The 12,931-nt window shown below is 60.1% G+C and carries 14 protein-coding genes; 10 read left to right on the top strand and 4 right to left on the bottom strand.

Annotated elements, in window-relative coordinates:
* Positions 1-63 precede the first annotated feature (63 nt).
* From SIC14_RS13105 to SIC14_RS13085, 5 genes are all read left to right on the top strand, one after another.
* The gene (locus tag SIC14_RS13105; RefSeq protein WP_412562372.1) at positions 64-1,722 is read left to right on the top strand and encodes a cytochrome c oxidase subunit 1; all 1,659 of its coding nucleotides are present in this window, start codon (positions 64-66) and stop codon (positions 1,720-1,722) included.
* 109 nt (positions 1,723-1,831) lie between these two features.
* Positions 1,832-2,362: a cbb3-type cytochrome c oxidase subunit I gene (locus tag SIC14_RS13100; RefSeq protein WP_412562371.1), complete on the top strand. Its 531-nt coding sequence runs from the start codon at positions 1,832-1,834 to the stop codon at positions 2,360-2,362.
* A gap of 196 nt (positions 2,363-2,558) precedes the next feature.
* Positions 2,559-2,870, top strand: a complete 312-nt coding sequence (locus SIC14_RS13095; protein WP_412562370.1) for an ArsR/SmtB family transcription factor — start codon at positions 2,559-2,561, stop codon at positions 2,868-2,870.
* A gap of 31 nt (positions 2,871-2,901) precedes the next feature.
* Positions 2,902-3,351 carry an SRPBCC domain-containing protein gene (locus tag SIC14_RS13090; protein WP_412562369.1) on the top strand — a complete coding sequence of 150 codons (450 nt, stop codon included), beginning with the start codon at positions 2,902-2,904 and terminating at the stop codon, positions 3,349-3,351.
* Between the two features lie 99 nt (positions 3,352-3,450).
* Positions 3,451-3,978, top strand: a complete 528-nt coding sequence (locus SIC14_RS13085) for a DUF2244 domain-containing protein (protein WP_412562368.1) — start codon at positions 3,451-3,453, stop codon at positions 3,976-3,978.
* Here the strand turns inward: SIC14_RS13085 and SIC14_RS13080 are convergent.
* A complete protein-coding gene (locus SIC14_RS13080; RefSeq protein ID WP_412562367.1) occupies positions 3,975-4,652 on the bottom strand; it encodes a hypothetical protein in 678 nt (225 codons plus the stop codon). The genes SIC14_RS13085 and SIC14_RS13080 overlap by 4 nt on opposite strands.
* 114 nt (positions 4,653-4,766) lie before the next feature.
* Positions 4,767-5,225, bottom strand: coding sequence for a GatB/YqeY domain-containing protein (locus SIC14_RS13075; protein WP_412562366.1), 459 nt, complete (start codon positions 5,223-5,225; stop codon positions 4,767-4,769).
* Between the two features lie 198 nt (positions 5,226-5,423).
* Here SIC14_RS13075 and carA point away from each other — a divergent pair, with 198 nt between their 5' ends.
* Positions 5,424-6,578: a glutamine-hydrolyzing carbamoyl-phosphate synthase small subunit gene (carA, locus tag SIC14_RS13070; protein WP_412562365.1), complete on the top strand. Its 1,155-nt coding sequence runs from the start codon at positions 5,424-5,426 to the stop codon at positions 6,576-6,578.
* A gap of 91 nt (positions 6,579-6,669) precedes the next feature.
* On the top strand, positions 6,670-8,583 hold the full coding sequence (locus tag SIC14_RS13065; protein ID WP_412562364.1) for a glycosyltransferase family 2 protein: 1,914 nt from the start codon (positions 6,670-6,672) through the stop codon (positions 8,581-8,583).
* On the opposite strand, the gene SIC14_RS13060 is transcribed toward SIC14_RS13065, so the two are convergent.
* Positions 8,527-9,174, bottom strand: coding sequence for a GntR family transcriptional regulator (locus tag SIC14_RS13060; RefSeq protein WP_412562363.1), 648 nt, complete (start codon positions 9,172-9,174; stop codon positions 8,527-8,529). The two genes, SIC14_RS13065 and SIC14_RS13060, sit on opposite strands and share 57 nt — an antisense overlap.
* Positions 9,175-9,310: 136 nt before the next feature.
* Here SIC14_RS13060 and SIC14_RS13055 point away from each other — a divergent pair, with 136 nt between their 5' ends.
* The 3 genes from SIC14_RS13055 (at position 9,311) to SIC14_RS13045 (ending at position 11,610) form a co-directional block, all read left to right on the top strand.
* Positions 9,311-9,961, top strand: a complete 651-nt coding sequence (locus tag SIC14_RS13055) for a pyrimidine 5'-nucleotidase (RefSeq protein WP_412562362.1) — start codon at positions 9,311-9,313, stop codon at positions 9,959-9,961.
* 141 nt (positions 9,962-10,102) lie between these two features.
* The gene (locus SIC14_RS13050) at positions 10,103-10,303 is read left to right on the top strand and encodes a hypothetical protein (protein ID WP_412562361.1); all 201 of its coding nucleotides are present in this window, start codon (positions 10,103-10,105) and stop codon (positions 10,301-10,303) included.
* 104 nt (positions 10,304-10,407) lie between these two features.
* Positions 10,408-11,610 (top strand): UbiH/UbiF family hydroxylase, encoded by a 1,203-nt coding sequence (locus tag SIC14_RS13045; protein ID WP_412562360.1) that lies wholly within the window; start codon positions 10,408-10,410, stop codon positions 11,608-11,610.
* 131 nt (positions 11,611-11,741) lie between these two features.
* Here the strand turns inward: SIC14_RS13045 and SIC14_RS13040 are convergent, their stop codons facing one another.
* Positions 11,742-12,869, bottom strand: a complete 1,128-nt coding sequence (locus SIC14_RS13040; RefSeq protein WP_412562359.1) for an aminotransferase class V-fold PLP-dependent enzyme — start codon at positions 12,867-12,869, stop codon at positions 11,742-11,744.
* Between the last annotated feature and the right edge of the window lie 62 nt (positions 12,870-12,931).

The raw sequence follows: 12,931 nt of genomic DNA, 5'->3' as shown, positions 1-12,931 counted from the left end.
ATTGATCACGGGCGCGTGGGGGCTTCCCCCTTGCGCCATCTAACACACCAACAGGAGGCAAGAATGGCAGACGCAGCCATCCACGGCCACGACCATGAAGACGAGCGTAGCTTCTTTACGCGCTGGTTCATGTCGACCAACCACAAGGATATCGGTATCCTTTACCTGATCACTTCGGCAATCGTCGGTCTGATCTCGGTATGTTTCACCGTTTACATGCGCCTGGAGCTGATGGAGCCCGGCGTACAGTACATGTGTCAGGAAGGCTTCATGGCCGATCCCTGCACCCCGAACGGCCATCTCTGGAACGTACTGATCACCTATCACGGCGTGCTGATGATGTTCTTCGTGGTGATCCCGGCCCTGTTCGGCGGCTTCGGCAACTACTTCATGCCGCTGCAGATCGGTGCGCCGGACATGGCGTTCCCGCGGATGAACAACCTGTCGTTCTGGCTCTACTTCGCTGGTACTGCGCTGGGTGTTGCCTCGATGCTGAGCCCCGGCGGCAATGGCCAGCTGGGTTCGGGCGTTGGCTGGGTTCTTTACCCGCCGCTGTCCACCACCGAAGGCGGCATGTCGATGGATCTGGCGATCTTCGCGGTCCACGTTTCCGGTGCCTCGTCGATCCTGGGTGCGATCAACATGATCACCACCTTCCTGAACATGCGTGCCCCCGGCATGACCCTGTTCAAGGTTCCGCTGTTTGCCTGGTCGATCTTTGTCACCGCCTGGCTGATCCTTCTGGCCCTGCCTGTTCTGGCTGGCGCGATCACCATGCTGCTGACCGACCGTAACTTCGGCACCACCTTCTTCGATCCTGCTGGCGGCGGCGACCCGATCCTGTACCAGCACATTCTGTGGTTCTTCGGTCACCCCGAGGTTTACATCGTGGTTCTGCCCGGCTTCGGTCTGGTGTCTCACGTGTTCGCAACCTTCGCCCGCAAACCGATCTTCGGCTACCTGCCGATGGTTTGGGCGCTGATCGCCATCGGTGGTCTGGGCTTCGTTGTTTGGGCACACCACATGTACACCGTTGGCATGTCGCTGACCCAGCAGTCCTACTTCATGCTGGCCACCATGGTGATCGCGGTCCCGACCGGGGTTAAGATCTTCTCGTGGATCGCCACCATGTGGGGCGGCTCGCTGGAATTCAAAGCGCCGATGCTGTTTGCTCTGGGCTTCCTGATCCTGTTCACCGTTGGTGGTGTGACCGGCATCGTACTGTCTCAGGCCGGTGTAGACCGTGCCTATCACGACACCTACTACGTTGTGGCGCACTTCCACTACACCATGTCGATGGGGGCTGCCTTTACCATCTTCGCCGGTATCTATTTCTACTTCGGCAAGATGTCGGGCCGTCACTACAATGAGTTTGCCGCCAAGATTCACTTCTGGCTGTTCTTCGTTGGCGTGAACGTCACCTTCTTCCCGCAGCACTTCCTGGGCCGTCAGGGCATGCCGCGTCGTTACATCGACTACCCGGAAGCCTTTGCCTACTTCAACAAGATCAGTTCCTTCGGCGCCCTGATCTCGTTTGCATCGTTCATCCTGTTCTTCGGCATTGTGATCCACGCCCTGCTGCGCGGTAAGAAAGTTGAAGAGAACAACTACTGGAATGAGCACGCGGACACCCTGGAGTGGACCCTGCCCTGCCCACCGCCGGAGCACACCTTCGAAATCCTGCCCAAGCAGGAAGACTGGGACAAAGCTCCGTCGCACTAAGCGGCTTAACAGATCAAGACAGAAGGCCCCGGTTTCCCGGGGCCTTTCTTTTTGACAAGGTCGCCAGAGCAGTATTGATGGGGAGCTTTTTTAAGACAGGAAACATTTGATGCGCAGATTTTTAGGCACCCCGATTGTAAGCTGGATTGCTCTCAAGCTAGCGGGCCTGCCGAGGCTCAATGCACCGACATTGTTCGCACTTGGCTTCCTGTGCCAGTTTATTATCGGGAGCGTCACCGGCATCGTTCTGTCTCAGGCCAACGTCGACCGGGCCTATCCTGACACCCACTACGTTGTGGCCCATTTCCGCTACACCATGTCGATCGCTGCTGTCTTTCTCCTGTTTGCTGGCATCTATTTCTGGTTCGGCAAAGTTACAGGTCGGCGCTACAGCAAAGTTGCCGCCAAACTTCACTTCTGGCTGTTATTTATCGGGGTGAACGTCGCCTTCTTCGCACAGCACTTTCCGGGCCGTCAGGCCGTACGACGCCGGTACATCGACTATCCAGAGACCAATGCCCATTTGAATCAGATCAGTGCCGTTGGAGCGCTGATTGCATGTGCCTCCGTTGTGCTGTTCTTCGCCATCGTGTTGCACGGGTTGATGCGCGGCAAGAAAGTCGCAGAGAGCAGTCGTTAATTTTGAAACCCAGGCCCCTTGACCCTGCCCTGCCCAACGCCGGGGCACACCCTTGAGATTCTGCCCACGCAGGAAGATCGGGACAAAGCTCTGTCGCAGAAAGCGGCTTCAGTTAAGACGAGAAATGGCCCCGCTCTGGCGGGGCCTTTTTATCGTGGGGATTGACATCAGTGTAAGCACAAACTTACCGTAAGTTATGACTTACACAGATTCGCTCACCGCCCTCGCCGACCCCACCCGCCGCAGCCTATTCGAAGCGGTGGCGGCCCAGCCCATGTCGGTCAGTGATCTGGCACAGGGCCGCAGCATTAGCCGTCCGGCGGTGTCGCAGCACCTCAGGGTGTTGGAACAGGCCCAGCTGGTCAGCGCCACACCGCAGGGCAACCGACGGATCTACGCGCTGGACACTCGTGGGCTGGAGGCGCTTAGGGACTACCTCGATCAATTCTGGACGAATGCCCTTGGCGCCTATGCGGATGAGGTCAAACGACGTGTGCAGCCAAACTGACATCTACCAATCCCATTTCAGGAGCAACCCTATGTTAGACCCAATTGTGAAAACCATCACAGTGCCCTGCGATCCCCAGCGCGCCTTTGAGATCTTTGTTGATATGCCCAGCTGGTGGCCGTTAGAAAAACGTTCGATGTCGCTGATGCGGGCGGGGGCGCCGGCCAAATCGCTGCATGTGGAACCCCGCCTCGGCGGTCGCATTGTTGAACTGGCTGCGGACGACGCCGAACACCACTGGGGCACCTTCCAGATCTATGAACCGCACAGCCGGTTGGAGATGGATTTTCACATGGGTCTGCCGGCCGACAAAACCGGTCAGGTTGAGGTAACCTTCACCGCAAAAGGCGCCGACACGGAGGTGGTGCTGACCCATAAAAACTGGGAAGGCTACGAGGATATGGCCGAGATGATGTATCAGGGCTATGGCGGCAGCTGGGAAATGTTGTTTGTCGAAACCTATGGCGGCGCTTGTCGGTGAACCCCCAAAAAGCTGCAGGAAACACTCGGACAGGGGCGCATTGCCGCCCCTTGTCCAGTCGCCTCTTTTCCTTGCCAGATTGCGCGCTACACTCCGCCCATGCCGCATGAATGGACCCCCGCCGCCCACCTGACCGAAGCCAAAGACGGCCCGCTGACCGCGCTGCGTCTCTGGCCCTATCGCTCGCTGCCGCCCAAGGGGTTTGCGGCGATGATCCTGCTGGCCTTCTGCCTTGGGACCGTTCCGTTGTATGGGCTTTTGGGCACGCGACTACTGTGGGTTTTGCTGCCTTTTATCCTGCTGATGGTGGGCGCGCTCTGGCTGGGGCTGGCGCGCAGCTACCGGGACGGGGAAATTCTGGAAGAGCTGATGCTGGACGGCGATGACCTATTGCTGCGGCACACGCCGGTGAAGGGCAAAACCGTGGAATGGCGCTGCAACGTCTATTGGGCCAAGGCCGAGATGCATGTCAGCGGTGGCAAGGTGCCCTTCTACGTTACGCTCTCTGGCAATGGACGGCGGGCCGAGATTGGCAGCTTTCTGTCCGAAGACGAACGTAAAGTGCTGCATGGTGAGTTGCAGGACTACATCAGACGGATGCGGATTACGCCGACGGTGAACCCCTAACGGCCCGCAGGCAGGCGACGTTCATAGATCAGATAGCTGTGTTCGGGCAGGTGTTCCTCCCCACGAAACTGCGCGGGCCGCCGTTTGTGGCGTTTGCGCAGCGCGTTGATCTGGTCGCCCAGCCCCAGCCACTCGATCCATTTGCGCAATTCGCCCACCTGCACACCCAAAGCCTGCGCCGTAGGCTTGCTGATCGAGCCGTTGTTGCGCGCCACCGTCTTCAGAATGTCCTCTGGTGAAACCGGTGCGGCGCTTATCAGGTCAAACCCGCTTTCCTTGGCATAGCGCCGGGCCACCTCGCGGGGATGATCCACATGTTTTGGCAGGCCGGGATAGGGGAAACCTTCGGCGGTTTCAGCTACTGCCGAGACCGTCATCACCATCGCCTCATAGACATACAGCCGGAAGCCCTGCGCCTGATAAGGCACCATGCCTCTCAGCCTTGCCTGCCAATGGTTCAGTACTGCCTCAGCAAAGCGGGTGCGCAACCCTGTGTCGACCCAGCCGTGCCGTGATGCTGCGGCCTCGAGTCCAAACAGATGTTCATGATTATGCGCTGAATGGGCATTGGCGCTGTCACCTTCAAACCGCAGAGGTTTCTCGGCAACCGCCACCAGATAGGCCGCCAATTCAGCATCGCGCCGCCGCAGCTCTGCCACCAGTTCTGAATACATACCTGCCTCATCTGTTTGTTGCGGCAGACTAGACCACATCCGTCAGACGCAGGGAATGGCCAAAGAAAAGGGGCCCCGAAGGCCCCTTCCCCGTCATAACAATATCACCGTGGATCAGCTCAGGCGGTCCTTCACCATCGGGCCAACAGCGCCAAAGTCCATCTGGCCGGTGTATTGGCCCTTCAGGACCCCCATCACCTTGCCCATGTCGCGAATCGAGCTGCCGCCCACCGCAGTGATGGCAGCCTCCACGGCCTTGGCCACTTCATCGTCGTTCAACTGACGCGGCAGGAAGTCTTCGATCACACCGATCTCGATCTGCTCACGCTCGGCCAGATCAAACCGGCCAGCTTCTTCATACTGGCGCGCGCTTTCCTGACGCTGCTTGACCATTTTGCCAAGGATTGCCAGCACATCAGCGTCGCTCACCCCTTCGTCGCGGCCTTCACCACGGGCGGCAATGTCACGGTCTTTGATCGCCGCATTGATCAGACGCAGGGTCGACACGCGGGTGGTATTCTTGTCCTTCATGGCCTGTTTCATTTCGGCCATGACACGGTCACGCAGTTCCATTTGGTCCCATCCCCAAGGGTTTTCGATAGCCGCCGACCCTAGCCCCAAGCGCTGCGGGTGACAAGCTTTGCGTTAACGTTGGCGTCAGGACATGCTAGCTATGCAAAAAAGCCACCCCGCTTGGGCCAAACGGCCCTTGACCCCACCCCCTGCCAGCCGTATTACCCCGCCAATTTGCCCACATCGGAGATCAAAACCATGGCCCAGCAGCCCGACACCCGCCCAACCGCGTGCCTTGCCCTCGCTGACGGAACGATCTTCTATGGACGAGGCTTTGGCGCCACCGGCGCAACCGAGGCAGAGCTGTGCTTCAACACCGCGATGACCGGCTATCAGGAAATCATGACCGACCCGTCTTATGCGGGCCAGATCGTGACCTTTACCTTCCCCCATATCGGCAACACCGGCACCACGCCGGAAGATGACGAAACCGGCGAACCGGTGGCCGCTGGCATGGTGGTGAAATGGGACCCGACAGCGCCCAGCAACTGGCGCAACGTCGAAGAACTGAGCCCCTGGCTGGCCAAACGTGGCCGGATCGCCATTGGTGGCGTTGACACCCGTCGCCTGACCCGCGCCATCCGCCAGCAGGGCGCGCCGCATGTCGCCATCTCCCACGACCCCGAAGGCAACTTCGACATCGAAGCGCTGGTGGCCAAAGCCCGCGCCTTTGCCGGTCTGGAAGGTATGGATCTGGCCAAAGACGTCACCTGCGCCCAGTCCTACAAATGGGACGAAATGCGGTGGGCCTGGCCCGAAGGCTACACCCGTCAGGAGGCCCCAAAGCACAAGGTTGTCGCCGTCGACTTTGGCGCCAAGCGCAACATCCTGCGCTGCCTGGCCTCAGCGGGTTGCGATGTAACCGTACTGCCCGCCACTGCCACCGCCGAAGAGGTTCTGTCGCACAACCCCGATGGCGTGTTCCTGTCAAATGGCCCCGGCGACCCTGCCGCAACCGGTGAATACGCCGTGCCGATGATCAAAGGGGTGCTGGAGGCAGACCTGCCCGTCTTTGGCATCTGTCTGGGTCACCAGATGTTGGCGCTGGCCCTAGGTGCCAACACCGTCAAAATGAACCACGGCCACCACGGCGCCAACCACCCGGTGAAAGAACATGAAACCGGCAAGGTGGAAATTACCTCGATGAACCACGGTTTTGCGGTGGATGCGCAGACCCTGCCCGAAGGGGTTGAGGAAAGCCATGTCTCGCTGTTCGACGGCTCCAACTGTGGCATCCGCATCAAAGACCGCCCGGTCTTCTCGGTGCAGCATCACCCCGAAGCCAGCCCCGGCCCGCAGGACAGCTTCTACCTGTTTGAGCGCTTTGCCGAAAACATGGCGGCACGCGCCTGATCGTGCCCTTCCATCCATCGGCGTCTTAACCCTCTGTTAAGACCGCTGCGCCATACTGCCCCCTGTGGTTTTCGCCTCAGGGGGCTTTTCTTTGTCCATCACCCTGCATTCCGCAGCCGCTCCCCAGAACGGGGGCAGTTTAGGTCAGTTCCTGCTGGATCGCGGCCTGCTGTCCGCATCCGAGCTGTTAAAGGTCAGGGGGGAAAGGATCGGCGGCGGTCAAAGCCTGCTGGAGGCGGCCTTGCACCTGCACGCCGACCGGGCCGAAGATCTGCGTGATGCGGCCGCACAATGGCGCGGCCTGCCCTATGTCGCAAACGGCCCTCTGCTCCCCTGCCCCAAGCTGTTAACACCTGCGACCCTGCGTGACTGTCTGCGGCAACGGATGGTGCCTCTGGCCAGCTCTGCGGACGGCTTGCGCATTGCGATTGCGGATCCCGAATATGATCCAGCCACTGTTGCAGCAACCTTTGGCGCCGCAGGGGCAGAGGACGTCTCACTTGTGCTTACCTCTGAAACCTTGGTGCTGGCGGCCCTGCAGCAAACCGCCGCGGCAGAGCTTGGTCCCGGCGCCGAACGCCGCACCGCAGACCGTTTCAGTTTTCGCAAAACCCGCGGCCAAAGCCGGCGCTGGACGGCAGGAATGCTCGGCCTCATTGGCCTTTTGCTGCTTGGCCTGGCGCTTTGGCCCAAGACAGGTCTTACGGCGCTGAGCCTCTGGGCCTGTTTCACCCTTATCTGCGCCACCACGGTCAAACTGTCGATCTTGACCACCTTGCCGCTGACCAAGCTTGCCCCCGCCAAACACCCCAGCAAGCACAGGCCCCGCATTTCCATTCTGGTGCCTCTGTTTCGCGAACCCGAAGTGGTGAGATTGCTGCAGAAACGACTTGCCCGGCTGCGCTATCCGGCGGGGATGCTGGAAATCCTTCTCTTGCTGGAAGAAGAGGATCATCAAACAAAACAAGCGCTTGAAGGGGCCAAGTTGCCACCGCATGTGCGCATTCTCACGGTTCCGGACGGCCAGCCACGCACCAAGCCGCGGGCAATGAACTATGCGCTAGATTTCTGCAAAGGCGACATCATCGGCATCTATGATGCCGAAGACTCCCCCGCCCCTGACCAATTGCTTCGCGTTGCGGACGCGTTTGCCGATGCGCCAGCGGATATGGCCTGCATGCAAGGGGTTCTGGACTATTACAATCCGCGTCAAGGCTGGTTGGCACGCTGTTTCACCATTGAATACGCCAGCTGGTTCCGGGTGATGTTACCGGGGATGCGCCGCCTTGGCTTTGCCATCCCGCTGGGCGGCACCACCCTGTTCTGCCGCCGCGATGTTCTGCTTGAGGTGGGCGGGTGGGACGCCCATAACGTGACCGAGGATGCCGATCTGGGCATTCGTCTGGCCCGTTTTGGCTATCGCAGTGAATTGCTGCCCTCCACCACCCTGGAAGAGGCCAACTGCCACCTGCTGCCCTGGGTGCGGCAACGCTCGCGCTGGCTGAAAGGCTATATGGTGACCTATCTGGTGCATATGCGCCGCCCGCTGCGATTGCTGCGGGATCTGGGTCTATGGCAATTCCTCGGGCTCCAGCTGCATTTCGTGACCACCCTGTCGCAGGTGCTGCTGGCACCGCTGCTGTGGTCGTTCTGGACCATCCTATTGGGCCTGCCCCATCCGCTGTCAGACACGGTGCCCGGCAGCACCTTGGCGACGCTTGGGATTGGGTTTCTTTTTGCCGAACTGGTTGTCCTGACCACCGCAGCTATAGCAGTTTCAAGCCGCAATCACCGTCACTCGCTGGCTTGGGTGGTGACAACCCATTTCTATTTTCCACTTGCTGCATTTGCGGCTTACAAAGCGCTTTACGAGTTGATTTTCCAACCGGTCTATTGGGACAAAACCCAACACGGCCTGTCGATCCGCGCCGCCCCACGGCAAAGCGGATCACAAACGGCCGTGGCGCACCGCGTCCAGCTTCAATCGGGTGGTGAAAGCCTGTGAAATATGGGTTTTCAACGCTTCGCAGGCACGGTCTTCATCGCGGGCCTCAATCGCTGCAACAATGGCAGCGTGTTCGTTCAAGGCCAGCTCATCCCGCCCCTGCGCCGCCAGCGAGGTGCTGTCCATCAGCGCCATGGTGCGATGCACCAGATCCAGCTGCTGCACCAGATAGCGGTTGTGGGACGCAAGGTGGATCTGCTTGTGAAACTGCCGGTTCGATCGCGACAGGGCAGCAGGATCGCCGATCCGGCCGCGGTCCTCCTCGACCATTTCCCGCAACACGCTCACCTCTTCACGAGTGGCATGGCGCGCAGCCAGTCGCGCGGCGAGCCCTTCCAGCTCGGCCCGAACCGCATAAAGCTCGCTCAGCTGATTGTGGTCCAGTGAGGCCACAATCAGGCTCCGCCCGTCCCGTGCCAGCAGCGACTGGGTCTCAAGCCGTTGCAGCGCCTCCCGAATCGGGGTGCGTGACACACCAAACCGCTCTGCCAACTCGCTTTCCACCAGACGGTCGCCCGGGCGATAAACCCCGGTGTCGATCGCCTCGAGGATCAACGTATAGGCATCTTTTTGCGGCTTCAGCTCTTTCATCGCGGCACTTTCCAAATTGAGGTCTCGGCACAGTAGCGCTCCTCCCCAAAGGATCAAGCGAAACTCACATTTTCAACGGCTTCCGCAATGTCGCAGCCGCGTTGCACTGGACGCGTCGCTGAAATAGGGTGCGGCCATGCCCAAACAACACTTCTCCCATGTGACCCAATGGGTCTTTGACCTCGACAATACGCTTTACCCGCCCAAGGCGCGGCTGTTTGACCAGATTGAGGTCAAAATGACCAACTACGTGATGTCGGCGCTGGGGGTTGACCGGGCGCGCGCCGACCATCTGCGCAACCATTACTGGGCCACCTACGGCACAACGCTGGCCGGATTGATGCGCGAACATGACGTTGATCCCGGCCCCTATCTGACCGAGGTCCACGAGATTTCGCTGGACCATCTGGAAAAGGACCCCAATCTCGCCAGCCATATCCGGTCACTGCCGGGCCGTAAAATTGTCTACACCAACGGCGCCGCCCCCTATGCCGAACGGGTGCTGGAGGCGCGTGGGCTGTCAGGTCTGTTTGATGCGATCTACGGAGTGGAACATGCCGACTTCCGCCCCAAGCCCGAACTGGAAGCGTTCCAGACGATCTTTGCCAAAGACGGGATCGCACCGGAAAGCGCCGCTATGTTCGAGGATGATCCCCGCAATCTGGCAGTGCCACATCAGCTGGGAATGAAAACGGTCCACGTGGCGCCCGATCCGCTTGAGGCCACGCACATCCATCATCACACCGACGACCTGACGGATTTCCTCGGCCAACTGCGCGGACTATAGGCCTCCCCGCTGCGACATATCCGACCACGTCGCGCGGCCCCTTGCCGCAGTGCGGCAATCCTACCAATGGTGTGTGCGGGATGAACCATTATCTCTGACGCGGAAACCCCCTCTGCCCCCCATACGAACAGGACCGCCGTTATGAGCCTCGCTGCCACCACCCCTGCTGCCGCCCCGAAAAAAGCCCTATCTGGTGAGGTCATTGCCTTTTTGATTGCGCTGGTTCTTGTGGCGCTTTGGGGTCTGTCGATCTTCACCTTCGGAGTGCCGGGCCTCTATATTCCCGCCGTCATCGCTGTGCCGGTGATCTATGTGCTGCTGCTGATCATCACAGTTGGCTGACACCACACGACGGCCATTCGGCCCAGATCAGCAAGAGTGACAGGATGCCGCTTGGACTGCCCGCCCGAAGGGTCTAGGTTGCGCCTCAAGAAAGAGGCCGTCCCATGCAAAACTATGACGTTGATATTCTTGTTTCTGGCGGCGGTGTCGCTGGTCTGACTGCTGCCGCGCTGTTTGGGCAGGCCGGATTTTCGGTGCTTTGTGTCGATCCCACACCCCCCGTGACGGAACGTGATGCACAAGGTTCCGACCTGCGCACCACTGCGTTTTTGCAACCGTCCCAAGCCCTTCTGGAGCGTGCTGGCCTGTGGCAACGGCTCTCGGCTGAGGCCGCACCTTTGCAGGTCATGCGCATTGTGGATGCGGGCGGGACAGAACCAGAGCCGCGGATCGTCAAGGATTTCAACGCCGCTGATATCTCAGACAAGCCGTTTGGCTGGAACCTGCCCAATTGGTTGCTGCGGCGCGAGCTGACCGATCATCTGGACGGGATGGAAAACGTCGAATTTCGCGCGGGCACCGGCACCACCACCCTTTTCACCCGCACCTCTATGGCGCGGGTTGGCCTGTCAGATGGGTCTTCGGTAACCTGCAAACTGGTAGTCGCCGCGGACGGGCGCCACTCACCGATGCGGGAGGCCGCAGGCATTTCGGCCAAAACCACTCGTTATGGGCAAAAGGCGCTGGCCTTTGCCGTCACCCACCCGATCCCGCATGACAATGTCTCAACCGAGATCCACCGCTCCGGCGGGCCGTTCACATTGGTGCCTCTGCCCGATCACAACGGCATGCCCTCCTCGGCCATTGTCTGGATGGAACAGGGGCCAGAGGTGCAACGGTTGGCCGCGCTGCCGGAAGATGAATTTGAGGCGGCGATGAACGAGAGATCCTGCCTATTGTTTGGTCCGCTGACGCTGGCGTCGCGCCGCACCGTCTGGCCGATTATCAATCAGGTTGCCGAACGGATGGACGGCGAACGGGTGGCGCTGCTGGCGGAGGCCGCCCATGTAGTGCCGCCGATCGGGGCGCAGGGGTTGAACATGTCGCTGGGCGACATGCGGGTGTTGCTGGAACTGGCTGAGGCCCGTCCTGAAGGCCTGGGCGATGCTCAGATGCTGAAAGAATTCAACCGCTTGCGTCACCGCGAAGTGCAGGTGCGATCGGTTGGGATCGACCTGTTGAACCGCGCCTCAATGATGGAGGCACAACCGCTGCGCGATCTGCGGGCGGCGGGGCTGAACGCGATCTATTCGATGCCACAGGTGCGCAAGCTGATGATGCAGATGGGATTGGGCGCGAAGGGGTAGCGCCAACCTGAGCGATGCGCAGAGAGGGCGCTGCCCTCTGGGATCAAAATGAGATTTTGCCCCCAATCACCCGGAGTATTTCCGGATCATTGAAAAGGGCCACCGCAAGCCAATCGCAGCGGCCCGTGTTTTCAGAGCACTTTGTCGAGGACTGCCTTCAGACGCGCCAGCGTGGCGTCCACGTCATAAAGCTTGTCGAGACCAAACAGGCCAAGACGGAAGGTCTGGAAGCCTTCCGGTTCATCACAGGCCAGCGGCACGCCGGCCGCGATCTGCATGCCTTCGGCGGCAAATTTCTTGCCGTTTTGAATCTCGGCATCGCTGGTGTAGCTGACCACAACCCCTGGCGCGCCAAATCCTTCGGCCGCCACCGAGGTAATACCCTTGTCGCTGAGCATTGTCCGCACACCATTGCCCAGCGCCCATTGCGCATCGCGCAGCTTCTCAAAGCCATAGTCCCGGGTTTCCACCATCGTGTCGCGGAACGCCCGCAACGCGTCAGTGGGCATGGTCGCGTGATAGGCGTGGCCGCCGGTTTCATAGGCCACCATGATGTCGCGCCATTTTTTCAGATCGATGGCAAAACTGTCCGAACGGGTCGCGGCCAGCCGGTCTTCGCCCCGTTTCGACAGCATCACCAGACCCGCAGAGGGCGAGGCCGACCAGCCTTTTTGCGGCGCCGAAATCAGCACATCGACGCCGGTGTCCTGCATGTCGATCCAGGCGCAGCCCGAGGCGATGCAATCCAGCACCATAATGGCGCCAACGTCATGGGCAGCCGTGGCCAGCGCTTTGATATAGGCGTCGGGCAGGATCAGACCGGCAGAGGTTTCCACATGGGGGGCAAAGACCACATCTGGTTTGGCCTCATGGATCATGGCAACCACTTCTTCCACCGGCGCAGGCGCGAAGGGTTCGGTGATGCCATTGCCGGTCTGGCGGGCCTTGAAGACCGAGGTTTTGGCGGCGAAGCCACCGGCCTCGAAGATCTGGCTCCAACGGTAGGAGAACCAGCCGTTGCGCACGATCAGCGCATGGGCGTCATGACCGAACTGCCGGGCCACCGCCTCCATCGCGTAGGTGCCGCCACCGGGGACAATGGCAACCGCATCGGCTTTGTAGACATCCTTCAACATCGAGGAGACATCGTTTATCACCGCTTGAAAGGCGGTGGACATGTGGTTCAGCGAGCGGTCGGTAAAGACAACCGAAAATTCCAGCAGACCGTCGGGGTCGACGGTATCAAGCAGCGCAGCCATGGCAGTTCCTTTGATTGGTTTGACGCCAATCTACCCCTCCCCGCGCTGAGGTCCAAGAGGCA

Source organism: Thalassobius sp. MITS945101 (genome assembly GCF_047123305.1).
GTDB lineage: Bacteria > Pseudomonadota > Alphaproteobacteria > Rhodobacterales > Rhodobacteraceae > Thalassobius.
This window is presented reverse-complemented; position numbering and strand designations above follow the sequence as displayed.